This window comes from Stappia sp. WLB 29 (assembly GCF_023507705.1).
Lineage (GTDB): Bacteria > Pseudomonadota > Alphaproteobacteria > Rhizobiales > Stappiaceae > Stappia.
Genome location: NZ_JALBGD010000002.1, coordinates 404,570 through 428,258 on the forward strand (window position 1 = coordinate 404,570; position 23,689 = coordinate 428,258).

The following is a 23,689-nucleotide window of genomic DNA, read 5'->3' on the forward strand; positions in this document are numbered from 1 at the left end:
CCCAGGGGCGGACATGTTTGTCTGATCCCATGTCCTAGGATCGTGTCGCAGGTGTTTCCCGCGAAGTCTGCCACGTCAGGCGACGCCGCTCAGCGAGGTCGTGACCGGCGAATTCACCAGGTTGCGCAGCCGTCCCTCGCGCAGAAACTGCATGGCCGTCTCCACCGACAGGCGGCGGGCGTCGGCAACGCTTTCCGGGCTGGACCAGGCGGCATGCGGGGTGACGAACAGACGTTCCCCGACGATAGGGTCGGCGCCGTTCGCATAGGCGCGGGCGATGGCATCCGCAGGCGAGGGCGGCTCGACCGGCAGCACGTCTATACCCGCTCCCGCGATAGTGCCGTTGCGCAGGGCCTCCAGCAGCGCATCCATGTCGATGATGGCGCCGCGGGCGGTGTTGATCAGCACTGCATGCGGCTGCATCTGCGCCAGCCGCTCCGCATTGATCATCTTCAGCGTCTGCGGCGTCAGCGGGCAGTGCAGGCTGACCACGTCCGCCTGCGCCAGCAGCTCCTCCAGACGGTCGCAGCGGTCGACACCGGCAGCGATCTCCGTGCCGCGCGAGACCAGCGGGTCATAGGCGAGCACGCGCATGCCGAAGGCCTTGGCCCGCAGCGCCGCGGCGATGCCGATGCGGCCCAGCCCGACGACGCCGAAGGTCTTGCCTCTCAGGCGGGCGAGCAGCGGGGCGCGGGCATGGTCGAAGCCGTCCTGTGGCGAGGCCATCAGGTTGCGGTGATAGGAGCCGATGCCGCGGCGCAGGGTCAGCATCAGGGCGATGGCGTGGTCGGCCACCTCGCTGGTGCCGTAGTCGGGGGTGTTGCAGACCGGGATGCCGGCCGCGGCGGCCGCGTCCAGGTCGATATGGTCGAAGCCGACGCCGGCCCGCACGATGATGCGGCAGCGCTCCAGCCTTGCGATCATCTCGCGCGTCACCGGCATCTCGTGCCACACCACCATTGCGTCGCAGCCGCGCAGCACCACGTCCGGCAGCCGGTCGAAGCTACGCTCCCGATGGATGTCCCAGTCGACCTCCTCGCCCGCCGTCGCCCTCTCGATCAGGGCGTCGTCCGGGTACTGGGCGTCGGGGGTCAGCAGGCGTAGGCGGGACATGGGGAACCTCTTGGAGTTCTCGGTACGCAATTGGCGATTGACGTTTCCATTCTAGAATTCTAGAATTTCATGGAATGTCAAACGGTTTTTATCGCGCTTGAAAAAGTCCGGAATTCGGGTGATTTCAGGCTTGTTCGTCCGCGCTGGGACTGCCGCCGGACCGGGAAGGAGATGCCCTTGTCACTCACTCAGGAGGCCTGCGAGCGGCTGCGCGATGCGATCGTGTCGGGCAAGTTCGAGTTCGGCGAACGGCTCTCGGAAGAGCAGATCGCCCGGGCACTGGGCATGAGCAAGGCGCCGGTGCGCGCGGCCTTCATGGACCTGCGCGACATGGGGCTGGTCACCATCGTGCCGCAGGCCGGCACCTATGTGGTCACGCCCTCGCGGCAGGATGTTGCGGAGATGAGCCGCTTCCGCGCGATGCTCGAGCGCGAGGCGCTGCAGGATGCGCTGGCGCGCGATCCCGATGCGCTGGTACACCGGCTGAACGGGGCGATCTCCCAGATGCAGCACGCCATCGACGTGGGCGAGTGGTGGCTCTACAGCCGCGCCGACAGCGCCTATCACCGGGTCATCCTGCAGATGGCCGGCAACCGCTACCTGGAAAAGGCCTACGACCTCACCGCGACGGCGCTGGAGGCGCTGCGCGCAAGGCTGCAGTCGGGCGAGGGCAATTTCTGGAGCCGGTCCTTCTCCGAGCATGTAGAGATGCGCGACCTCATCGTGCGGCGCGAGTTCGATGCGGCGCATGCCCTGCTGCAGGAGCATATCCTGGTGATCAACCGCTCGCTCGCCCTGCCGGAGAACGGGCTGCAGGCCGGCCCTTCCGCGCGGCAGAAGGGCAAGCGGCGCTCGGACGAGGAGTGCCTGGCGGCGCTGTCCGCCCCCGTACTTCCCTAGGTCGGCGCTGCCGTAGGGCGACTGCGCCGTCTCAGCCGGCGGCCGGCGTGTCCGCGATCGCGTATTTGTCGATCATCGCTTCCAGATAGGCGATCGCCTCCGCGCCCTTGAGGGCGTCGCCCCACAGGCGTTCGGCGATGGATTCGTGCAGCGTCATCGCCTCGGCGGCCGAGGTGATCAAGGCAACGCCGAGGCGCACGTTCGGCTGTTCGCCGAGCCGGAACGGGCTGATCGCCAGCACCGAGCGGTTGGGCTGTCGGAAGATCTGGAAGCTCGTCGCCGGCACCGGGCCGCGCACGATGCCGATCTGGATGCCGATGGGCTGGTCGCGCAGCATCGCCAGCAGATACTCCGCCTCGCGCCGTGCCATCAGCCGGCGGCGTTCCGCCGTTTCCGGCGGCAGGTCGTGGCGGCCGATCAGCCCGTGCAGCAGGAACCGCTCCAGGTCGGCCGAGGAGATCAGGCTGACGATCAGCGGCCGGCGCAGGCGGAAGGCGTCCTTTCGCGCATGCAGGATCTCCAGCAGCCGCTCCACCGCCTCGGCGGCCTCGCCCGCAGGGTCCGTGCCTTCGGGAATCGATTCGAGCAGCACTTCCTTGAGGATCTCGTCGTAGCCGTCGGAGGTGAGCAGGTAGGACATCGGGCTGAACAGGCCGATGATCTGCTGGCACTCGTCCTCCAGCTGGCGCATGCGCTCGAAGAAGCCGATGGACGTGCTGACATATTCCACGCCGACGCCGAGCAGGCTCGGCAGCGACACGCCGAGTTCGTCGGCGATGGAGGTCAGCATCTCGATCTTGCGAATCTCGCCCTTTTCGGCCCGGTAGAGGGCAGCCCGAGAAATGCCGAGCTTCTCCGCCAGCGCCTCCGGCGTCAGCCCCTTGCCGAGGCGATAGGCCCTCAGCCTTGCGCCGATATCGCTGAAACGGATGGTGTCGTCGTCCTGGGTCAAAAGGGTGTCCCGTGGGCTGGGAGCAGGCGATGCCGGCGCGAGGCCGGATGACCGTTGCAGTGTTCAATTCCTGGCATGATAATCAGTTCTTGGACGAATTGTCCAATTGTCTCATTTTTGAGATGAGTCGTTGACAGCATCCGGATCGCTCAATACGCTGTTCTCTTCCGCGCCTGTATCGCGCCAAGAAACAAAAGCGTATCCAGTGCCTGTTAGCCTTAGAGGTGGAGCCCTATGACACATACTGTTCGCAAACTGGCCGCAACGGCCGTTCTCGCCGTTGCCGGTGTCGCCTTCTCGACCGGTGCCTTCGCGGCGGATTTCGTCGCCAAGATCGGCCATCTGGAGTCGACCCAGCAGTCCCGCCACGTGCACCTCGAGAAGGTTGCGGCACTGGTCGCCGAGCGCACCAACGGCGCCGTCGAGTTCCAGATCTTCCCGCAGGGCCAGCTCGGCCAGCAGCGCGAGATGACCGAGGGCGTGCAGCTCGGCTCGCTTGAGGCGACCGTCGCTCCGGCTGCCTTCCTCGGCGGCTTCAACCCGGTCGTGTCGATCCTCGACATTCCCTTCCTGCTGCCGGAAGACGATGCCAAGGCCCAGGAACTGCGTTCGGGCACCTTCGGCAAGGCGCTTTGCGAGTCCTTCGAAAGCCGCGGCGTCGAGTGCCTGATGCTCTGGCCGAACGGCCGGAAGAACTTCTCCTCCAGCAAGCCGCTCGCCTCCATGGAAGACTTCTCCGGCCAGAAGTTCCGCGTGATGGATTCCAGCATCCTGATCGAGCAGTTCAAGGCCGTCGGCGCCTCCGCCATCGCGCTGCCCTTCGGCGAGCTCTACACCTCGCTGCAGACCGGCGTCGTCGATGCCCAGGAGAACCCGCTCGACACCATCCGCGCCATGAAGTTCTACGAGGTGCAGAAGTACCTGGTGCTCTCCAACCACGGCGCGATGGAGGACGTGATCCTCTTCAATCCGACCTTCTGGGCCAGCCTGCCGGAAGAGTACCGCACCATCATCACCGACGCCTTCGCCGAGGTCGTCCCGGACTTGATCGCCCACAAGAAGGCCTCGGTCGCCTCCTCGCTGGAAGAGATCAAGGCTGCCGGCGTCGAGGTGCGCGAGCTCTCCGCCGAGGAGAAGGCCGCGTTCCGCGAGACCATGTACCCGGCTGCCCGTAACGCCTACATCCAGGGCGCGGGCGAGGAAGGCCTCGAGCTGGTGAACCTGTACGAACAGGAATACGCCGCGGTTACCAAGTAATCGTCGGCGGTGCCCGCGGGCGCGGCCCGGACCGCGCCCGCAGGCTCTTTACCTGCCGCTTCGTCCGGCAGGGCGGGCCCGGACAAAGCCCGCACAGTCTTCCGCCTGCGGTGTTGCAGCGGGCGGATGCCACCCGGCCCGTACCGGCCGGCGTCAGTACAGACCTGAATGTCCGCGCGGCTCGGACCGCGCCCGCAAGCTTCCTCCCGACCACCGTCCGGTGGCGGACGGGACGGACCATGCGGCGGATGTCTGGAGCAGATCTATGCGCAGTGCTCTTTCGGTCCTGCGCACCGTCGAACGGTGCGCACTCGTTTCGATTTTCCTGGCGATGGCGGGGCTCTACTTCGTCAATGTCGTCGTTCGCGCCTCGGGCAGCCCCCTTGCCTCCAGCCTCGGCTGGATCGAGGAGGCGGTCCGGTTGATGAACCTCTACCTGGTCTTCCTCGCCCTCGGCTACGCGCTCGAGATCGGCCGGCACGTCGCCGTCGATACCTGGCGGTCTCGCATCGCCGAGGCGACCCGCCTGCCGGTCCAGCGCATCATCGATGCCGTCGGTTTCCTCTTTTCGCTCTATCTCGTCTGGCTCGCCTGGAAGATGACGCTGTTCGTCTTCGGCTCCGGCCAAAAAAGCCCGACGCTGGGCCTCGAGATGGGTTGGATCTATGTCGCGCCCCTGGTCGGCTTCGGGCTGCTTGCCCTGCGCTACCTGCTGAGCTTCCTCGGGCTGATCGACCGCACGCCGGCACGGGAGGCCGACGAGGCATGATTCTCCTCTTCCTCATCGTTGCGCTGGCCGTCGTGCTGCTGATCGCGGGCTTCGAGATGTTTCTCGTGCTCGGCGTGCCGGCCCTCTTGATCAAGCAGTTCTTCTACGGCTCCCTGCCGGATCCGGTCGTGGTGCAGAAGATTCTCGGCGGCATCAACCATTCGACGCTGCTCGCCATTCCCTTCTTCATCCTGGCGGCGGAGCTGATGGGCGAGGGCCAGATCGCCCGCCGCCTCACCAGCCTCGTCCAGTCGCTGCTCGGCCATCGCAAGGGCGGCATCGGCTACACCATCGTCGGCGGCTCGATGGCCTTCGGCTCCGTGTCCGGCTCGGCGCCGGCGACGGTGGCGGCGATGGGCCGGCTGGTCTATCCGGAAATGCGCAAGGCCGGCTTCAGCGACAAGTTCTCGCTCGGCCTCATCGCCTCCAGCGCCGAGACGGCGTTGCTGATCCCGCCGTCGATCACCTTCATCATCTACGGCTGGATGACCGGCACCTCGGTCGCGCGCCTGTTCGTCGCCGGCATGGCGGTCGGCGTGGTGCTCGGCCTCGTCTTCGCCATCATGGTCGCCGTCGAGGCGCGCCGCGCCGGGGTTTCGGCCGGCGAGCGCACCTCCTGGGGCGACCGTTTGCGCGCCGTCGCGCATTCGGGCTGGGCGCTCGGCATGCCGGCGATCATCCTCGGCGGCATCTATTCGGGCGTCTTCACCCCGACCGAGGCCGCCGCCGTCAGCGTCGTCTACGCCATCTTCGTGGAGATGGTCGTGTTCCGCGAGCTGACCCTGGCGAAGCTGTTCAAGGTGACCGAGCGGGCGGCCGTGTCCACCGCCATCATCTTCATCCTGCTGGCGCTCGGCGGCCTGCTCTCCTACTTCATCACGCTGGCGCAGATCCCGGGGCAGATCCTGGAGTTCCTGGCCGCCGTCGATGCGGGGCCGATCGTCTTCCTGCTGGTGGTCAACGTCGTCTTCCTGATCGCGGGCATGTTCATCGACCCGAATTCGGCGCTGCTGATCCTCGTGCCGCCGCTCTATCCGGTGGCGATGGCGATGGGCATCGACCCGGTGCATTTCGGCATGATCGTCACGCTCAACATCTCCGCCGGCATGATCACGCCACCCTTCGGGCTCGACCTGTTCGTGGCGTCCTCGACGCTCGGCAAGCCGGTGATGACGATCATTTCCGGCATCTGGCCCTTCGTGATCGCCAATCTCGTGGCCCTCGGGATCATCACCTACATCCCGTCGATCTCCACCTTCCTGCCCAATCTGGTGTTCGGATGACCAGCGTTCTGACAAGACCCGCGTCCGCTGCCGGCGGACGGGCGCAACCCGTCGTCTTCGAGCGGGGCCTCGCCGTGCTCTCCAACGACCCGGTCAACGGCGAGTACATGCGCCTCGTCCTGGCGGCCCCGCGCGAGATGCTCGATCTGTGCCGTGCCGGCCAGTTCTTCAACCTGCTGTGCCCGGCGCTCGGCGGCGAGACGCCCTATCTGCGCCGGCCGATGAGCATCTACGGCTTCTATCCCGAGCGCGGCGAGTTGCACTTCCTCTACAAGGTGGCGGGGGCCGGCACCCGGGCGCTGGCGCAGCTGCGCGAGGGCGATGCGCTCAACGTCATGGGCCCGCTCGGCCAGGGCTTCCGCATCGACGACGACTGGCAGCGGCTGGTGCTCGTCGCCCGCGGCGTCGGCCTTGCAACGCTGGCGCCGCTGGCGCTGGAGGCCAACCGCCTCGGCCGCCATCTCACCGCGATCTGCAGCGCCCGCCATCCGGACCTGCTGATGTCCATCGACTATTTCCGCGAGCTGGGGGCCGAGATCATCCCGGTCACCGACGCGGAAGGCACCTCGTCGCTCGAGCATCTGGAACAGGTGATCGAGGAGAGGGTCGCAGGTCCCGGCATCGATGCCTTCTACACCTGCGGCTCCAACCGCCTGCTGACCCTGTTGCAGCGCATCGGCAAGCGCCACGGCATTCCCGGCGAGATCGCGCTGGAGCAGCAGATGGCCTGCGGCCTCGGCATGTGCCACTGCTGCGTCCGGCCGTTCCGCAAGGGCGACAAGACCGTGCAGCTGCGCGTGTGCCGCGAAGGCCCCGTCTTCGATATCCAGGAGGCCATGCCATGGTAGACCTGTCCGTCGACATCGCCGGCCTGACGCTGAAGAACCCGATCATGCCCGCTTCGGGCACCTTCTCCGAGGAACTGGCGGAGGTCTTCGACATCGAGTGCCTCGGCGCCCATGTCACCAAGACGATCACCCGGGGCCTGCGCGACGGCAATCCGACGCCGCGCGTGTGCGAGGTCGGCTCGTCGATGCTCAATTCCATCGGCATCCCGAGCAAGGGCGTTAGCGCCTTCCTCGACAAGGTGGTGCCGTTCTACCGCGCCTACGAGACGCCGCTGGTCGTGTCGATCTCCGGCAACACGGCGGACGAATTCGCCCGCCTGTGCTCGGAAGTGACGGTGGAGGGCGTTGCCGCCATCGAGGTCAACATCTCCTGTCCGAACATCGAGGAAGACGGCAAGGCCTTTGCCATCCGTCCCTCCTCGACCTACGACGTGATGCGCAAGCTGCGCGCGGCGACGCATCTGCCGCTGTGGGCCAAGCTGACGCCCAACACCGGCGAGACGCCGGAAGTGGCGCGCGCGGCGCAGGAAGGCGGCGCCGACGCGCTGGTCGTCGCCAACACGCTGCTGGCCATGGCCATCGACATCCGCACCCGGCGGCCGAAGCTCGGCAACCTGATGGGCGGCCTGTCGGGCCCCTCGCTGAAGCCCATCGCCCTGCGGATGGCCTATCAGTGCGCCAAGTCGACGACGATCCCGGTGATCGGCTGCGGCGGCATCTCCACCGCCGAGGACGTGATCGAGTTCCTCATCGCCGGTGCCACCGCCGTGCAGGTGGGCACCGCCACCTTCATCAATCCGACCGCGATGGTCACCGTCATCGCCGAGCTGGAGCGCTATCTGGAGCGCGAGAAGCTGTCGTCCGTCCGCGACCTGATCGGCACGCTGATCGACGAGGAGCAGAAGGAGGGCGTCGTGTTCATGGAGGCGGCGCCGTGACCGCGCTGAGGAAGTCCGGGGCCTACGACCGCGCGGAGGAACTGCGCCTTGCCGGCTTCCTCTTCGACGAGATCGCGCGCATGTCGCCGGACGTGGAGGGCGTCAGCCGTCCGGCCTTTTCCGACATCGAGACGAAGACGCTGTCCTTCCTGGAGGACTTCGCCCGCCGCGAGGGGCTGGAGGTCTGGTACGACGCCGGGCTCAACGCCAATTTCTGCCTGCCGGGCGACCGCGACGCCGAGCGCTACACGGTCATCGGCTCGCATGTCGACAGCGTCCCCTTCGGCGGCAATTTCGACGGCCTTGCCGGTGTCGTCGCCGGCCTGCTGTGCCTGGTGCGGGCGCGGCGCGAGGGGCGCAAGTTCGCTTTCCCGGTGCATGTGCTTGCCATGCGCGGCGAGGAAAGCGCCTGGTTCGGCCCGTGCTACATCGGCTCCAAGGCGCTGACCGGCACGCTGTCCGCCTCCGATCTCGCCGCCCGCCACAAGGGCGACGGCCGCACGCTCGATGCGCATATGGAAGCCATCGGCATCGACATGGCGCCGGTGCGCGCCGGCAAGCCCTTGATCGACCTGTCGCGGATCGAGGCCTATCTCGAGGTGCATATCGAGCAGGGGCCGCTGCTGATCGGCAAGGCGGTCCCGGCCGCCGTGGTCTCGGGCATCCGTGGCAACATCCGCTACCGCTCCCTGCGCTGCGTCGGCGAGGCCGGCCATTCCGGCGCCGTGCCGCGCGCCTTCCGCCGCGATCCGGTGCTGGCCATGGCCGACCTCCTGGTGCGGCTCGACGAAAGCTGGGCAACGATTCTCGCCAAGGGCGACGACCTGGTGCTGACCAGCGGCATCGTCGGCACCGACCCGGATAAGCACGCGATGACGCGCATTCCCGACCAGGTGTCCTTCAGTCTCGACATCCGCAGCCAGAGCGCGCGGGTGCTGGACGAGATGCGCGACCTGCTGAAGACGGAGATGGCGCAGATCGAGCGGGACCGGAAAGTGCGCTTCGAGCTCGACGAGGAGTTGCGCGTTGCCCCCGCCCTGTGCGATGCCGATCTCGTCGCGCGCCTGAGCAAGGCCATGGAGACAGTCGGCCAGGAGCCGTTCGTGATGGCGAGCGGCGGCGGACACGATGCGGCGGTCTTCTCGGCCGCCGGCGTGCCGGCCGGCATGGTCTTCGTGCGCAATCGCAACGGCTCGCACAATCCGCAGGAGGCGATGGAGCTGCCCGATCTCCTTTCCGCCACCGATATCGTCCATCAATATCTTATGGTTGCGCCATGACACAGCTGACGATCCGGACGCCCGACGACTGGCATCTCCACCTGCGCGACGGGGCGATGCTCGCCGGCGTCCTGCCGCACAGCTCCGCCGATTTCGCGCGTGCGATCATCATGCCGAACCTGGTGCCGCCGGTGGTCACCACCGCCCATGCGGAAGCCTATCGCCAGCGCATCCTCGCCGCCCTTCCCGAGGGGCACGACTTCACGCCGCTCATGGTGCTCTACCTGACCGAGGACACCGAGGCGGACGATGTCGAGGCCGGTTTCCGGAGCGGCCTCGTCAAGGCGGTGAAGCTCTATCCGGCCGGCGCCACCACCAATTCGCATGGCGGCGTGCGCGACTTTTCCAAGGTCATCCCGGTGCTGGAGCGCATGGCCGAGATCGGCCTGCCGCTCTGCGTGCATGGCGAGGTGACGGATCCTGCCGTGGACATCTTCGATCGCGAGGCGGTGTTCCTGGAAACGGTGCTCGATCCGCTGCGCCGGCGCGTTCCGGGCCTGCGCGTCGTGCTGGAGCATGTGACGACGCGCAACGGCGTCGAGTATGTGCGCTCGCAGGAGAAGGATCTGGCCGCGACGATCACGGTTCATCACCTGATGATCAACCGCAATGCGATCTTCGCCGGCGGCATCCGCCCGCACTACTACTGCCTGCCCGTCGCCAAGCGCGAGGAACACCGGCTGGCGCTGCGCGAGGCCGCGACCTCGGGCGACGCGCGCTTCTTCCTCGGCACCGATTCGGCGCCGCATGTGGATCCGGCGAAGGAATGCGGTTGCGGCTGCGCCGGCATCTTCACCGCGCCGAACGCGATGGCCTGCCTTGCCCATGTCTTCGAGGAGGAGGGCGCGCTCGACAAGCTCGAGGCCTTCGCCTCGCTCAACGGACCGGCCTTCTACCGTCTGCCGCCGAACGAGGGCCGGCTCGTCCTGGAAAAGCGCGAGGCGCCGGTCCCGGTGCCGGACAAGGTGGTGACCGGCGACGGCACGGTCACGGTTTTCGACCCCATGGTGCCGGTCCGCTGGACGGTCGCGGCCCGCAGGTCGTAAGGGCCGGCGGCCAAGCCGGCGAAAAAATCTTCTTCAAGGGAGAGCGTGATGTTCATTGAGGTTGCGAATGGTCTGACCGAGCACAGCGCGAGCGTGCGGAGCTTCGAGGCGTGCGCGCGCGAGGCCCGTGCCCGCATCGCCGGCGAGCCGGAGCATGCTGTCGCCTGGCTGCTGGTGTCGCGCGCGGCCCAGGCTTTCGTCGATGCCTATGACGACCAGCCGCTGACGCTCGACGTCGCCGGCCAGGCGCTGGAGCAGTTCCGTGATCTGCTGCAGACGCTCGAGACCGCCTATGCGGGCGGCTCCGCCGAAGCGAAGGTCGAGGCGCTGAACAAGATCGCGCTGCGTCTCAACGCGATGTGATTGGAGCCGGGCCGGCCGCTCGCGCCGGCCCGATCTCTTGCGTTTCGAAACTGCGGATCAGGGACGGCCGTCGGCGGCGGAGGTCGCCCCGGACGGCGTCTTCGCGCGCTGCTGCCGCTTGCCTGCCGGGCGCAGGAAATACTCGCTCGCCAACAGGGTCGGCAGGCCGAGCGCCAGCGGCACCAGGAAATACACCAGGCGGAATACGAGCAGCGCGCCGACGGCTTCCGCGCCGGGCTGCAGATAGAGCACGGTCGCCTCCAGCACGCCCAAGCCGCCCGGTACGTGGCTGATCAGGGAGGCGAGGATGCCGATCACATAGATCGCCGCCACCTCGAGATAGTTCACCTCCGACGTTGCCGCGAGCAGCTGGTGCAGGCAGGCGGCGACGCAGGCATAGTTGGCCGTGCCCGCCGCGACCTGGCCGAGGGCGAGCGGCAGGGGCGGCAGTTTCACCGACCATTTGTGCAGCGTCAGTTCCCTCCGCATGACGGCGGACAGCACGACATAGGCGACCGGCAGGGAGAGGCAGACGATCGCCATGCCCTTCAACTCCGGCCCGTCGACGCCCATCAGCCCTTCGGCGGTCGAGGGATAGAGCAGGAGGGCGATGCCGCCCATCGTCGCCAGTCCCAGTCCCACGGTGATGCCGCAGAACAGGATCACCTTGGCGACATCCCCGACACCGAGGCCCCAGCGCGCATAGAAGCGGTAGCGGATGGCGCCGCTGGACAGGGCCGCGACCCCGACATTGTGGCCGATGGACAGGGCGGTGAAGGAGGCGAGCGCCGTGCGGTGCCAGGCGAGCGGCTTGCCGGCATAGCGGACGGCCAGCCAGTCGAAAAAGGTGAGGCAAAGATAGGACGCTGCGGCAAAGGCGAAGGCGCGGGCAAGATACGTGGCCGGAATGGTACGGACGGACTCCAGGATCTCGTCGAGCGAATATTGGCTCAGCGTCCGGTAGAGCAGATAGGTCGCGATGCCGATCGCCACGACGATCACGAGCCGAAGAAGCAACTTGTAGAACGACATTCGTCTCTCTTTCTGGCCGGGCCCCCGTCAACTCGACCCGACCCGATCCGGCCCGGCGCGAGCGGGGCGGCGGCCCTGCCGCGCGCCCCTTGCGCATCTTTTCCCCTCCCCGGATGGCGAAGGGGAAAAGCCGCATGTCCCGCCGGCGAGCCGATCACATGCCCGCCGGGCCGATGACCGGCAGGTCCGGGGACGGTCAGGCCGCCTTGGCGCGCTGGTTGGCCGAAGCGTCGGCGAGCTTGGTCAGGTTCTCGTCGGTCTTCGCCTCTTCCTTCAAGGTGTCCTGGAGCAGCTTGGCCGCATCCTTGAGGCCCAGCTCGTTGGCCCAGCGGTGCAGCGTGCCGTAGCGGGTGATCTCGTAGTGCTCGACCGCCTGCGCGGACGAAATCAGGCCGGCATCCAGGGCAGGGGTGCCCTTGAACTCGTCGATGATCTCCTCGCCTTCCGCGATGATGCCTTCGATCGCATCGCAGGTCTTGCCGCGCGGGGCCTTGCCGAGGATCTCGAACACCTGCTGCAGGCGCTCGACGTGACCTTCGGTCTCCTCGCGGTGCTTCTCGAAGGCCTTCTTCAGATCTTCGGACTGCGCCGCGCGCTGCATCTTCGGCAGCGTCTTCAGGATCTTGCGCTCGGCGTAGTAGATGTCCTTGAGGGTGTCGTGGAACAGGTCTTCGAGGGTCTTTTCCTTGGCCATGTCAATGTCCCTTTCGTGAGTTGGTCACCGCCGGGCGGTGCGGTGTGCGAACGTCTCGCCGCGATGTTTGTTCCCTCCGTGCCCAGTGCATCTGCGGCTGCAAGGAACCGGCGGGGCGAAACGGAACATCCGCAGGAGACAGGTGTTGGCAGGGCAGACCGGGAGGCGCGGCGATGCCGTGCGCCGGGAAAAGCCACACCAAGGAGGTAACGAATGACCCGCTACGCAACCAAGACCGCCGGCGTGCTGCTCGCCGCCACCGCGCTGTCGCTGCTGCCTCATGCAGCGCTCGCCCAGCAGGGCGCTGCGCCGGCAGGTCAGGAGCAGCAGATGCGCCAGCAGGGCCAGGGGCAGAACGCCACTGGTCAGAATGCCGCCGGCCGGCAGGCGACTGCCCAGATGGCGAGCCAGTGCCAGGCGCGCCTTGAACAGTCGGCCGAGCGCATGCGCGAGGATCAGTTCTGGCTGACGGGCTGGGGCGCCGGTTACGGCACGCAACCGGTCGGCACGCCCACCGCCGCCCCGGACGGCGCCGCGCGTCCGGGCGCCGAGACGCCGGCTTCGCCCACGGGGGTGCGCGAGCCTATGGCCGGCGATCCGCGCGGCACGGTGGAAGGCGCCTATTCGCCGCGCGAGCAGATCCGCACGCTCTACTTCGCCGCCCATATCCTGTCCCAACGCGGCGAGCAGGAAGGCTGCGACTATGTCGCCGGCCAGCTCGATGCGGTCTACGACGACTACACGAGCCAGCTCACCTCGGCCGGCGTCGAGCCGGGAGCCGTGACCGACTGGCGCCAGGAACAGCTCGCTCTCGCGCAGCCGATCGATCAGGTCGAAGGCATGCAGTCCTACCGCATCGACAACCTGACCGGCACCGACGTGCGCAATGTCGAGGACGAGAATCTCGGCAGCGTGCATGACGTGATCCTCGACCCGGCATCCGGCACCGTGTCCTACATTCTGGTCGCGCGCGGCGGCTTCCTGGGTCTCGGCGAGGAATATGTGGCGGTTCCCTGGGAGCGCCTGCATGCGACGCCGGGCCTCGAGACCATCGTGCTGACGCTCAGCCAGGAGGAACTGGAACAGGCGCCGACCATCGAGCCCGACGAGTTCCGCAATTCCGAGATGAGGCAGGACGCCCGTGGGCCGGTCGACGAATTCTGGTCGGGCATGGACGCGCGCTGACCGGGCAGGATGCAGCATTGCGAAGGGTTCGGGGCCGCGGCAGCAACGTCGCGGCCCTTGCCGTTTTGTGCCCGCGCCCGATCGCCGCAGAACAGGGCTTGGCAAAAAATGCAGGGAGGCGAGGAACATCCGGTGGCCCGGTCTGTTCGGACAGGGCAGCAACCTGGAGGGCATCCGTGACGCATTACACGCGGCGACAGACGCTGAGACTGATGTTGATGGCGGGCACGGCCCTTGCGGCTTCGCGCGTGCTCGCCGCCGAATACGGGCGCGGGGCGGGCATGCCCTGGTCGCCGATGTCGGGGGAGGTCCCCTATTACGGCACCGGCGCGGACCGCTTCTTCAGCCGTGACGAGCGGCTGGCGGTCGCCGCGATCTGCGCAAGGCTGATCCCCAGCGACGAGGACGGGCCGGGCGCAACCGAGGCTGATGTCGTCACCTTCATCGACCGACAGATGGCCGGCTTCTACGGCCGCGCCCAGCACTGGTACATGCAGGGGCCGTTCGCGGAAGGCACGTCGACGCAGGGCTACCAGAGCGAACATCCGCCGGCGATGCTCTATCGCCTCGCCCTTGCCGAGCTCGACGATTACTGCCGGTCGCAGCGCGGCGGCGCCTTCGCCGAACTGTCCGAGGAGGACCAGGACGCGGTCCTCACCGGGCTCGACGAGGGCGAGATCGCGTTCGAGCGCGTGTCCGCCAAGACCTTCTTCGACCTCGTCCTGGAAAACACCGTCGAGGGCTTCTTCGCCGACCCGCTCTATGGCGGCAACCGCGACATGGTCGGCTGGCGCTATGTCGGCTTTCCCGGCACCCGCTACGACTATCGCGACTTCGTCGGCCACAACGGCGCCGCCATTCCGCTCGAGCCCGTCAGCCTGCAAGGGCGTCCGGGCTGGTCGCAGCCCTGACCGAAACAGCCAGAGGGAGACCCATGACCAAGCACCTTCCGCGCGTCGACGTGGTTCTGGTCGGATTCGGCTGGACCGGGGCGATCTTCGCCGAAAAGCTCACGGCCGCCGGCCTCGACGTGCTGGCGCTGGAGCGCGGGCCCTGGCGCGACACGCCGTCCGACTTCGCCACCACCTTCGCGCAGGACGAGCTGCGCTACTACTGGCGGCACGGCATGTTCCAGGAGGCCTCGCAGGACACCCTGACCTTCCGCAACAACAGCGCCCAGACGGCGCTGCCGATGCGGCGCTGGGGCTCGTTCCTGCCCGGCAACGGCGTCGGCGGGGCCGGCGTCCACTGGAACGGCCAGACCTATCGCTTTCTTCCCTCCGACTTCGTCGCGCGCAGCCACAACGAGGAGCGCTACGGTCCGCTGCCCGCGGACATGACGGTGCAGGACTACGGCGTCACCTACGAGGAGCTGGAGCCGCATTTCGACTATTTCGAGAAGATCTGCGGCATCTGCGGCCAGGCCGGCAACGTCAACGGCGAGACCATCGAGGGCGGTAATCCTTTCGAGGGCATGCGCAGCGACCAGTATCCCAACCCGCCGATGCGCATGACCTTCTCGCAGGATCGTTTCGCGGCCTCCGCCCGGGCTCTGGGGCTCAATCCCTTTCCCGTCCCGTCCGCCAACATGTCGCGCGCCTATGTCAATCCGCTGGGGTTGCAGATGGCGCCCTGCACCTATTGCGGCTTTTGCGAAAAGCACGGCTGCGGCAACTATTCCAAGGCCTCGCCGCAGACGACGATCATCCCGGTCCTGATGCGCCGGCCGAATTTCGGCCTGCGGACCAATTCCGAGGTGCTGTCGGTGGAAAAGACCCCCGACGGCAAGCACGCGACCGGCGTCACCTATGTGGACACCAGCGGCGAGGTCTGGTTCCAGCCGGCCGACATCGTCATCCTGTGCGCCTATCCGCTGCAGAACACGCGTTTGCTGCTGCTGTCGGAGATCGGCGCGCCCTACGACCCGCGCACCGGCGAAGGCGTCGTCGGCAAGAACTACTGTTACCAGGTCATGTCCTCGGCGACGGTGTTCTTCGAGGACGAATACACCAACGGCTTCGTCGGCGCGGGCGCGCTCGGCATGGTCGTCGACGACTACAACGGCGACAATTTCGACCATTCCGGACTCGGCTTCATCGGCGGCGGCTATATCGCCTGCGGCACCACCAATGCCCGGCCGATCGAGAGCCATCCGGTGCCGGAGGACGTGCCGCGCTGGGGCTCGGCCTGGAAGAAGGCGGTGAGGGAGAACTTCCTGAAGACCACCAGCGTCGGCGTGCATGGTGCCTCGATGGCCCATCGCAGCAACTATCTCGATCTCGACCCGACCTACAAGGATGTATGGGGCCGCCCGCTTCTGCGGATGACCTACGATTTCACGCTCAACGACCGGCGGCTCACCGAGCACCTGACGCCGGTTGCCGAGGAGATCGCCCGCGGCATGGGCGGCGCGCATGTGAAGGTCAACGCCCGCCGCGGTTCCTACGACAGCAAGCCCTATCAGACCACGCACAACACGGGAGGCACCATCATGGGGACCGATCCGGCAAGCAGCGTCGTCAACCGCTACGGCCAGAGCTGGGACCTGCCGAACCTGTTCGTAACCGGCGCCGGGCTCTTCCCGCAAAACGCCGGCTACAACCCGACCGGTACGGTGGGGGCGCTCGCCTATTGGTCGGTCGATGCCATCATCAATCAATATCTGCCGGATCCCGGCCCCCTGGTGCGCCCATGAGCCGGCTTCGCAATGCCTTGCTGGCGGGCACCTTCGCCGGCGCGCTGGGCCTCGGAATCGCTCCTGCGGCACTGGCGCAGGAACTCTCCTTCTCGCAGGTGGAGCGCGGCCGCTACCTTGCGACCGCCAGCGACTGCGTCGCCTGCCACACCGATATCGAGGAGGGCGGCAAACGCTATGCCGGCGGGCGCGGGCTGGAAACGCCGTTCGGCACGATCTATTCGAGCAATCTGACGCCGGACGAGGCGACGGGCCTCGGCCGCTGGAGCCGCGACGAGTTCTACCGTGCGCTCAACGAGGGGATCAGCCGGGACGGGTCGCATCTCTATCCGGCCATGCCCTATCCGCATTTCACCAAGATGTCCCGGGAGGACGCGGATGCGATCTTCGCCTATCTGCGCACGCTGGAACCGGTGACGGCGGAGATTCCGGAGAACGCGCTGCCCTTCCCGCTCAGCATCCGCATGTCGGTGGCTGGCTGGAAGCTGCTGTTCTTCGACAAGGAGGGCTTCGCGGTTGATCCGGACCAGTCGGAGGAATGGAACCGCGGCCGCTACCTCGTCGATGCGCTGGCCCATTGCGGCGCCTGCCACACGGGCAAGAACCTGCTGGGCGCCGACAAGGAGGACGAATACCTGCGCGGGGGAACCCTCGACAACTGGTACGCCCCCAACATTCGCGGCGGCGTCAACGGCGGCCTTGCCGACTGGGAGGCGGAGGACATCGTCCGCTTCCTCGGCGAGGGCCGCTCGCGCCACACCGCGCCGATGCAGCGCATGGGCGAGGTCGTCGGCCTGTCCACCCAGCATCTGCGGGACGAGGACCTGATGGCGATCGCGGTCTATCTCAAGAGCCTCGACGACGCCCCGCGCGAGGAGGCCGAGACCCCGTCGCAGGCGCGTTTCGAGACCGGCGAGGCGATCTATTTCGACAATTGCGCGGCTTGCCACTCGGCCGACCGCTCGGGCGTTCCCTACATCTTCGCCCCGCTGGACAGCTCCAACAAGGTGACGGCCGAGGATCCTTCCACGGCCATCCGCATCATCCTCGGCGGCGCGCGGGCGCAACAGACGGAGGCGGTGCCCAGCCAGATCGCGATGCCGCCTTTCGCCTGGAAACTGACCGACCAGCAGGTGGCCGATGTCGTCACCTATCTGCGCGCGGCCTCCGATCGCAAGGCCGGACCCGTCTCGGCCGGCGAGGTCGAGGACATGCGCGCCCATCTCCAGGAGAAATGAGGACATGCGATGATCCGGCAGTTCCCCGTCCCGGCGCTTTGCGCGTCCGCTCTCGCCCTGCTGCTGGCCGCCCCCGCGGCGGCGCAGACGCTCTATCTCGGCGAGCATGAAATCGACACCGCGGATCGCGGCCAGATCCGCGCGGCCATCGAGCGCTGCGCCTCCCTTGCTGCGGACGCACCGGATGCGCAGCAGGCGGCAGGCTTTACCCGCGGTTCGGAAAATCCCGTGGCGTCGCCGGCGGCACCTGCCGGCGAGCAGATGCGGCAGGCCGCGTCCCCGGAAGACCCGTCTTCAGAAGAAGCACCGGCAGAGGTGCCCGCCGACCGGGGTGCCCTGTCGCTGTCGGTCGATGCGCTCGCCTCGTCCGGCGAGGGAAGCGCTGCGTCCGGGGAAGGGGGCGGCAGCGGCACCCGCCCGCCCGGCAGGTCGGCAGACTCGGGCGAAAGCGGAGACGGAGCGGGCGATGCCGGCACAGGCGACGATCTGGCCTCCGTCACCTTGCAGGCCTGCAAGGAAGCCGGCCTCGTCTATTGACGCGGGCCGGTATTGATGTGGACCGGCGGGCTTCAGGCTCCGCCCGCCGGTCACGCGAGGATCCTCATGACGAGGACAAGCACGACGAAGCCGACAAGTCCGGAGAGGAAGATGATGCGCCTGCGGCGCGTGCGCAGGATGATCTCGCCCTGGCGCGCGTCCTCGGCCGAGATCGTCGGGGCCTCCGTCTCGCTCGTGTGCGGTCGGCCGGAGATTTTTTCTTCTGCTGCTTCCTGACGCGGCTTGCGGTCGGGGCTCATGGCGTTCTCCTGTCTTGCTCTTCGCGTCAGTCCGCGCCCTGACCGCCGGCCGGCGCCTCGCGCCCCAATGCGCGATAGGACGGCAGCACCGGTGCGTCGTCGGCAGGCGGATCGGCTTCCAGGCGCTCGATCAGTTCGCGCATCTCGCCGATCTCGCGCACCTGCGCCTCGATGATCTCGTCCGCCAGCCGGCGCACCCGCGGGTCGCGGATATTGGCGCGCTCGCTGGTCAGGATGGCGATGGAATGGTGAGGGATCATCGCCTTCATGTAGCTGACGTCGTCGACCGTCGCCTGGCTGCGGACCAGCCAGAGCGACAGCGCGAAGACGCCGGCGGCAAGGACCAGGATCGCGGCGTTGAGCTGCTTGCGCGGATACATCGGCCACATGAAGCCCATCATCACTACGGCCATCACCGCGCCCATCAGCAGGGCCATCCAGGTGCGCGTCTGGCTGTAGGCGATGTGGTCGAGCGCGTAGGTGTTCAGGTACATCAGGACGAACATGACCACCGTCGACGTGGCGATCATTGCAAGAAACCGGCGATAGGACATGCGTGCTCCCTGAAGGTTGTGCGTGCCGGCGCCGGCTCACTCCTGCCCCAGCAGGCATAGCCCGGTGCCGATGGCGCCGATGCCGGTGCTGGCGGCGAAGCCCCACAGCACCATCGCTGCGGCCAGCGGTTCGCGGGTGAAAAGGTCCAGCTCACCGACCGACTGGAGATAGCCGACAGCAACGGCGCATCCGGCAAGGAGGCCGGTCGTCAGGTTGACGAGGAGAAATCGGTTGAGCCGGGTCATGCAGGACGAACCGATCCGGCGGGCTTATGTTCCGCGACCATCCTCCGGACGATCCTCTGCCCGTGCTGCCGTCGGGGCAGGGCGCGTGGCCGTCGCCTCGTCGGCAGCCGGGTAGGCGGCATCGCGGAGCGTGCGCCGGCGCTGGCGGTGCAGGGCGTAGTCGCGGGCCCAGCCGGGCAGCAGTTCGGCCATCAGGCCTTGCAGTCGGTTCCACATGGGTCGGCCCTCCTGTTCTTCCCCCCAACACCGCAGCGGCCCGCCTGTTCCCGGGAAAAGTGCCGGAGGGAACACGGACCCGCTTCGGCGCGTTCGGTTGCTTTGGTCTGTCTTGGCAAAGGGGGAGGGAAGAACGGCATGGCACCGCGCAGCTTCTGGAAGGGCTATCTGCGGCTTTCGCTCGTCACCTGCCGGGTGGCGATGATGCCGGCCACCACCACGGGCAAGAAGATCCGCTTCCACACGCTGAACCGCGCCACCGGCAACCGGGTCGAGAGCCGCTATGTCGACGAGAAGACCGGCAAGCCGGTGCGCGAGCAGGACCAGCGGCGCGGCTATCCCATCTCCGAGGACAAGCTGATCGTGATGGAGGACGAGGAGCTCGACGCGGTGGCGCTCGAGAGCACCCGCATGATCGACATCGAGACCTTCGTCCCGCGCGAGGATATCGGCTGGATCTATCTCGACGACGCCCATTACCTGACGCCGGACGACAAGATCGCCGGGGAGGCCTTCGCCGTCATCCGCGAGGCGATGGCCGCCACCGGCACGGTCGGCATCGCCCGGCTGGTGCTCTATCGCCGCGAGCGGGCGGTGACGCTGGAGCCGCGCGGCAAGGGCATCGTCGTGTGGACCCTGCGCTACGGCGACGAGGTCCGCGAGGCGGAGGACTATTTCGCCGACATCGACACGTCGCGGCCCGAGCCGAAGGCGCTGAAGCTGATCGGCAAGCTGATCGAGGAGCGTACGGCCGAGTGGTCCGGCGAGATGGTCAAGGATCCGGTGCAGAAGCGCCTCAAGGCGATCATCGCGGTGAAGAAGCGCAAGCAGAAGCCGAAGGCTCCCCGCCGGTCGGCGAAGCAGGCCGAGAGCGAAGCCTCCGACGAGGCGTCCGGCAACGTGGTGTCGATCATGGACGCCCTGCGCAAGAGCGTTGCGGCGGAAAAGGCTTCGGACAAGAAGTCAACCGGCAAATCCCGCCGCTAGCCTTTGCGTTTTTTGCCCGCCTTCGGGTTCAGCACTGCTTCCGCCTTGCGGAAATCCGCCCAGGGGTCCTCGGCCAGGCTGTCGAGCCGGGCCATGGCGTTGACCACTGTGAAATGGCCTGAGCCGATGGACGGGTCGAGCTCGTCCCACGCCAAGGGCATGGCGACGGTCGCGCCGTCGCGGGCGCGGGACGAATAGGGGGCGATGGCGGTGTTGTTGCGCCCGTTGCGCAGGTAGTCGACGAAGATCCGCCCCTTGCGTGCCGCCTTGGTCGACCTGGCGATGAAAAGCTCCGGATCGTCCGCCTCCATCGCATCGGCAATGTCGCGGGCAAAGCCCTTCACCTCGTCCCAGCCCGCCTTCGGCTTCAAGGGCGCGACCACATGCAGGCCCTTTCCGCCGGTCGTCTTGACGAAGGGCACGAGCCCCGCATCCTGCAGCCGGTCCCGCACCTGGCGGGCGGCGTCCAGCATCACCGGCCAGTCGACGCCATCGCCCGGATCGAGGTCGATCACCATCTGGTCGGGCCGCTCCAGATCGTCCAGCGAGGCCTGCCAGGGATGGATCTCCAGCGCCGCGCCCTGGACGAGGCCGATCAGCCCGTCCAGCGAGTCGATGGCGATCAGGCTGTCGCCCTCGTCGCCGAGCGGGTCCTGCCGGGTCAGGATCTCGCCGTTCATGCCTTTCCAGGCATGTTTCTGGAAGAAGCATTTCTGCGCCGTTCCGCGCGGACAGCGCAGCAGGGCGAGCGGCCGCGAGACGACCAGCGGCGCCATGAAGCGCCAGACTTGCGTGTAATAGTCGGCAAGCCCTTCCTTGGTCACGCCGGCATCGGCCCAGTAGACCCGGTCGGGATGGGTCAGCCTGACGCTCGGTCGCGGCTGCGCCGGGGGATCGTCCTTGCCCGCCGGCGCCTCGCGGGTGACGTCGCGCGCGGGTTTGTCCTCGCGCAGGCCCCGGAAGGAGGCATGGCGCACGCGCCGGTCCGCCGTCCACGTGCGGAACTCGACCTCGGCGACCAGCTCCGGCTTGACGAAGCGGACACCGCGCCGGGCGGTGGCGTCGAGCCGCCCGGCAAAGGGCGAGGTCTTGCGCTCGATCGCATGCAGCCGCTGGTAGAGATCCTCGGCCACCGCCCGGGAAAAGCCGGTGCCGACCCGCCCGGCATGGCGCAGCTTGCCGTCCGCATGGACGCCGAGCACCAGCGAGCCGATGGCCTCGTCCGACACGGAGGAGGGCACATAGCCGGCGATCACCATTTCCTGCCGCTCGCCGCATTTCGACTTGATCCAGTCCTTGCTGCGGCCGGAGCGATAGCTGCCGGAGGCGCGCTTGGAGATGACGCCTTCCAGGCTCAGCCGGCAGGCATGGCGCAGCACCATCTCGCCGTCTTCCTCGAAATGCTCGCTGTAGCGCAGCACCTCCGGCGCCTTGTCCAGCAGCGGTTCCAGCGCGGCCTTGCGCGCGTCGAGGCGCATGCCGGTGAGGTCGCGACCGTCGAGATGGAGAAGATCGAAGGCGACATAGACGAAACGGTCCGTGCGCCCGGCGCTGAGATCGGCCTGCAGCGCGGAAAAATCCGAGGCCCCGCCGGAAGCCTCGACCACCAGCTCGCCATCCAGCACGGCCTGCTGCACGGGCAGGCCGGCCAGCGCCTCGACCACATCGGGCCCGAACCGCTCCGTCCAGTCGAGGCCGCTGCGGGTCAGCAGCACCGCCTTGCCGGCCTCGATCCGCGCCTGCAGCCGGTAGCCGTCGAACTTGATCTCGTGGATCCAGCCCTTGCCCGTCGGCGCATGCCGTTTCAGCGTCGCCAGCTGCGGCGGCACGAAGTCCGGCAACTTCGCCTTCTTCGAGCCCTTGAGGGGCGCGGCGGGTTTTTCCCGGTCGGCGGTCTCCGCCGTGCCGTCCTCGTCCAGGATATCGGGCTCGTCCTCGTCCCGTGCGTGTTCGTCCTCGCTCTTGATCAGCAGCCAGTTGTTGCGCTTTTCCCGGCCCTTGCGGGCCATGCGCACCAAGTGCCACCGGCCTTTCAGCTTGTCGCCCGACAGCGTGAATTCCAGATGCCCCTTGGCGAGGCCCTTCTCCGCATCGCCTTCGGGCGTCCAGCTGCCCTTGTCCCAGATCGTCACCGTGCCGGCGCCGTATTCGCCCTTCGGGATCGTGCCTTCGAAACTGCCATAGGCCAGCGGGTGGTCCTCCACCTCCACGGCAAGGCGCTTGACGCCGGCGACGAGGCTTGGCCCCCGCGTGACCGCCCAGCTCTTGTAGACCCCGCCCAGTTCCAGCCGCAGGTCGTAGTGCAGCCGCCGGGCGTGATGCTCCTGGACGACGAAGCTGTGCGTCGCGCCTCCCTTGGACGCCTCTCCTTTGGGCTCCGGCGTCGCGGCGAAATCCCGTTTGCGGCGATAGGTTTCGAGAGACATGGGTCAGCCCGCCTTGCGCCTTTGCGGGGCGGCGCGTTTCGCTCCGCTCTTCTTTTCCGGCTTCTTCCGGCCGGCCGTCTTCTTCTGCTTGTCGGCGGCGGCCGCGCTTTCGCGCAGCGCCTCCATCAGATCGACCACCTTGCCCTTGGCTTCTGACCTGGGCTTCGGGATCTCGCGCCCCTCGGCCTTGGCCTTGACCAGCTCCGCAAGGGCCGCGTCGTAGCGGTCGTCGAAGGCGGCGGGATCGAAACTGCCGGTCTTGGTCTCGATGATGTGCTTTGCCAGCGAGCGCATCTCGCCCTTGATGGTGACGTCGGGGAGGTCGTCGAACACTTCCTCCGCCGCCCGCACCTCGTAATCGAAATGCAGCGTATGGCCGAGCAACCCGCAGCCGCGCGGACGGATCAGCATGGAGCGAACCCGCCGGAACAGCACCGCCCGGGCCAGCGCTGCGACCTTCCTGGCGCGCATGCCCTCGCGGATCAGCGCAAAAGCCTCCTCGTCCGCCTCGTCCGCGGGCTTGAGGAAATAAGGCTTGTCGAAATAGACCGTGTCGACGTCGTCGCAGGCGATGAACTCGCAGATCTCCAGCGTCTTGTCGCCCTTCGGCACTGCGCCGGCAATGTCGTCCGGCTCCAGCATCACATAGGTGTCCTTGGCCGTTTCGTAGCCCTTGACCTGCTCGTCGCGCTCCACCGGCTTGCCGGTCGCCTCGTCGACGAACTCCCGGCGCAGGCGGTTGCCGCTCCTGCGGTTCACATAGTGGAAGGAGATGCGCTCGGACGTGGTCGCGGCGGAATAGAGCGCGACGCCGCAGGACAGCTCGCCGACGCTCAGATGCCCTTTCCAGATGGCCCGTGCCGTCATGCG

Annotated in this window: 25 protein-coding genes; 15 read left to right on the forward strand and 10 right to left on the reverse strand. The window is 67.5% G+C overall.

Annotated features, from left to right (window positions below; genetic code table 11):
• Window positions 1–75: 75 nt before the first annotated feature.
• Window positions 76–1,113, reverse strand: coding sequence for a C-terminal binding protein (locus MNI96_RS05155; RefSeq protein ID WP_249690949.1), 1,038 nt, complete (start codon window positions 1,111–1,113; stop codon window positions 76–78).
• A gap of 177 nt (window positions 1,114–1,290) precedes the next feature.
• On the opposite strand from MNI96_RS05155, the gene MNI96_RS05160 reads away from it, so the two are divergent.
• Window positions 1,291–2,013, forward strand: a complete 723-nt coding sequence (locus MNI96_RS05160; protein ID WP_249690950.1) for a GntR family transcriptional regulator — start codon at window positions 1,291–1,293, stop codon at window positions 2,011–2,013.
• 31 nt (window positions 2,014–2,044) lie between these two features.
• Here MNI96_RS05160 and MNI96_RS05165 read toward each other — a convergent pair whose 3' ends face one another.
• Window positions 2,045–2,965 (reverse strand): helix-turn-helix domain-containing protein, encoded by a 921-nt coding sequence (locus MNI96_RS05165; protein ID WP_249690952.1) that lies wholly within the window; start codon window positions 2,963–2,965, stop codon window positions 2,045–2,047.
• A 234-nt stretch (window positions 2,966–3,199) separates the two neighbouring features.
• Here MNI96_RS05165 and MNI96_RS05170 point away from each other — a divergent pair, with 234 nt between their 5' ends.
• The 8 genes from MNI96_RS05170 to MNI96_RS05205 all read left to right on the forward strand — a co-directional run bounded on the left by MNI96_RS05170 (window position 3,200) and on the right by MNI96_RS05205 (window position 10,749).
• Entirely contained in the window at window positions 3,200–4,222 is a 1,023-nt protein-coding gene (locus tag MNI96_RS05170) for a TRAP transporter substrate-binding protein (RefSeq protein ID WP_249690954.1), read from the forward strand.
• Between the two features lie 265 nt (window positions 4,223–4,487).
• Window positions 4,488–4,991 (forward strand): TRAP transporter small permease, encoded by a 504-nt coding sequence (locus MNI96_RS05175; protein WP_249690956.1) that lies wholly within the window; start codon window positions 4,488–4,490, stop codon window positions 4,989–4,991.
• Complete coding sequence (locus tag MNI96_RS05180) at window positions 4,988–6,274, forward strand: TRAP transporter large permease (protein ID WP_249690958.1); 1,287 nt, start codon at window positions 4,988–4,990, stop codon at window positions 6,272–6,274. Before MNI96_RS05175 ends, MNI96_RS05180 begins: the two co-directional genes overlap by 4 nt.
• A complete protein-coding gene (locus tag MNI96_RS05185; protein ID WP_249690960.1) occupies window positions 6,271–7,122 on the forward strand; it encodes a dihydroorotate dehydrogenase electron transfer subunit in 852 nt (283 codons plus the stop codon). The genes MNI96_RS05180 and MNI96_RS05185 overlap by 4 nt, the downstream gene beginning before the upstream one ends.
• On the forward strand, window positions 7,116–8,060 hold the full coding sequence (locus MNI96_RS05190; protein ID WP_249690963.1) for a dihydroorotate dehydrogenase: 945 nt from the start codon (window positions 7,116–7,118) through the stop codon (window positions 8,058–8,060). The genes MNI96_RS05185 and MNI96_RS05190 overlap by 7 nt, the downstream gene beginning before the upstream one ends.
• Window positions 8,057–9,340 (forward strand): Zn-dependent hydrolase, encoded by a 1,284-nt coding sequence (locus MNI96_RS05195; protein WP_249690965.1) that lies wholly within the window; start codon window positions 8,057–8,059, stop codon window positions 9,338–9,340. The genes MNI96_RS05190 and MNI96_RS05195 overlap by 4 nt, the downstream gene beginning before the upstream one ends.
• On the forward strand, window positions 9,337–10,386 hold the full coding sequence (gene pyrC, locus MNI96_RS05200; protein WP_249690967.1) for a dihydroorotase: 1,050 nt from the start codon (window positions 9,337–9,339) through the stop codon (window positions 10,384–10,386). Before MNI96_RS05195 ends, pyrC begins: the two co-directional genes overlap by 4 nt.
• Window positions 10,387–10,434: 48 nt before the next feature.
• Window positions 10,435–10,749, forward strand: coding sequence for a hypothetical protein (locus MNI96_RS05205; RefSeq protein ID WP_158193608.1), 315 nt, complete (start codon window positions 10,435–10,437; stop codon window positions 10,747–10,749).
• Window positions 10,750–10,806: 57 nt separating this feature from the next.
• Here the strand turns inward: MNI96_RS05205 and MNI96_RS05210 are convergent, their stop codons facing one another.
• Window positions 10,807–11,781: a lysylphosphatidylglycerol synthase domain-containing protein gene (locus tag MNI96_RS05210; protein ID WP_249690969.1), complete on the reverse strand. Its 975-nt coding sequence runs from the start codon at window positions 11,779–11,781 to the stop codon at window positions 10,807–10,809.
• Window positions 11,782–11,977: 196 nt separating this feature from the next.
• Window positions 11,978–12,475, reverse strand: coding sequence for a YciE/YciF ferroxidase family protein (locus MNI96_RS05215; protein ID WP_249690971.1), 498 nt, complete (start codon window positions 12,473–12,475; stop codon window positions 11,978–11,980).
• Between the two features lie 213 nt (window positions 12,476–12,688).
• On the opposite strand from MNI96_RS05215, the gene MNI96_RS05220 reads away from it, so the two are divergent.
• The 5 genes from MNI96_RS05220 (at window position 12,689) to MNI96_RS05240 (ending at window position 18,130) form a co-directional block, all read left to right on the forward strand.
• Window positions 12,689–13,660 (forward strand): PRC-barrel domain-containing protein, encoded by a 972-nt coding sequence (locus MNI96_RS05220; RefSeq protein WP_249690973.1) that lies wholly within the window; start codon window positions 12,689–12,691, stop codon window positions 13,658–13,660.
• Window positions 13,661–13,836: 176 nt separating this feature from the next.
• Entirely contained in the window at window positions 13,837–14,571 is a 735-nt protein-coding gene (locus tag MNI96_RS05225) for a gluconate 2-dehydrogenase subunit 3 family protein (RefSeq protein WP_249690975.1), read from the forward strand.
• A gap of 23 nt (window positions 14,572–14,594) precedes the next feature.
• On the forward strand, window positions 14,595–16,355 hold the full coding sequence (locus MNI96_RS05230; protein ID WP_249690977.1) for a GMC family oxidoreductase: 1,761 nt from the start codon (window positions 14,595–14,597) through the stop codon (window positions 16,353–16,355).
• Entirely contained in the window at window positions 16,352–17,593 is a 1,242-nt protein-coding gene (locus MNI96_RS05235; RefSeq protein WP_249690979.1) for a cytochrome c, read from the forward strand. The genes MNI96_RS05230 and MNI96_RS05235 overlap by 4 nt, the downstream gene beginning before the upstream one ends.
• Before the next feature lie 9 nt (window positions 17,594–17,602).
• Window positions 17,603–18,130 carry a hypothetical protein gene (locus MNI96_RS05240; protein WP_249690981.1) on the forward strand — a complete coding sequence of 176 codons (528 nt, stop codon included), beginning with the start codon at window positions 17,603–17,605 and terminating at the stop codon, window positions 18,128–18,130.
• 50 nt (window positions 18,131–18,180) lie between these two features.
• Here the strand turns inward: MNI96_RS05240 and MNI96_RS05245 are convergent, their stop codons facing one another.
• From MNI96_RS05245 to MNI96_RS05260, 4 genes are read right to left on the reverse strand one after another with little or no spacing between them, the layout of a single operon-like run.
• The gene (locus MNI96_RS05245) at window positions 18,181–18,390 is read right to left on the reverse strand and encodes a hypothetical protein (protein WP_249690983.1); all 210 of its coding nucleotides are present in this window, start codon (window positions 18,388–18,390) and stop codon (window positions 18,181–18,183) included.
• 26 nt (window positions 18,391–18,416) lie between these two features.
• Window positions 18,417–18,944, reverse strand: a complete 528-nt coding sequence (locus MNI96_RS05250; RefSeq protein ID WP_249690985.1) for a DUF305 domain-containing protein — start codon at window positions 18,942–18,944, stop codon at window positions 18,417–18,419.
• Window positions 18,945–18,980: 36 nt separating this feature from the next.
• Complete coding sequence (locus tag MNI96_RS05255) at window positions 18,981–19,190, reverse strand: hypothetical protein (RefSeq protein WP_249690987.1); 210 nt, start codon at window positions 19,188–19,190, stop codon at window positions 18,981–18,983.
• 24 nt (window positions 19,191–19,214) lie between these two features.
• The gene (locus MNI96_RS05260) at window positions 19,215–19,406 is read right to left on the reverse strand and encodes a hypothetical protein (RefSeq protein ID WP_249690989.1); all 192 of its coding nucleotides are present in this window, start codon (window positions 19,404–19,406) and stop codon (window positions 19,215–19,217) included.
• Window positions 19,407–19,544: 138 nt separating this feature from the next.
• On the opposite strand from MNI96_RS05260, the gene ku (MNI96_RS05265) reads away from it, so the two are divergent.
• On the forward strand, window positions 19,545–20,393 hold the full coding sequence (ku, locus tag MNI96_RS05265; RefSeq protein ID WP_249690991.1) for a non-homologous end joining protein Ku: 849 nt from the start codon (window positions 19,545–19,547) through the stop codon (window positions 20,391–20,393).
• On the opposite strand, the gene ligD is transcribed toward ku (MNI96_RS05265), so the two are convergent.
• Window positions 20,390–22,819, reverse strand: coding sequence for a DNA ligase D (ligD, locus tag MNI96_RS05270; protein ID WP_249690993.1), 2,430 nt, complete (start codon window positions 22,817–22,819; stop codon window positions 20,390–20,392). The two genes, ku (MNI96_RS05265) and ligD, sit on opposite strands and share 4 nt — an antisense overlap.
• Window positions 22,820–22,822: 3 nt before the next feature.
• Window positions 22,823–23,686, reverse strand: coding sequence for a non-homologous end joining protein Ku (ku, locus tag MNI96_RS05275; RefSeq protein WP_249690995.1), 864 nt, complete (start codon window positions 23,684–23,686; stop codon window positions 22,823–22,825).
• Window positions 23,687–23,689 lie beyond the last annotated feature (3 nt).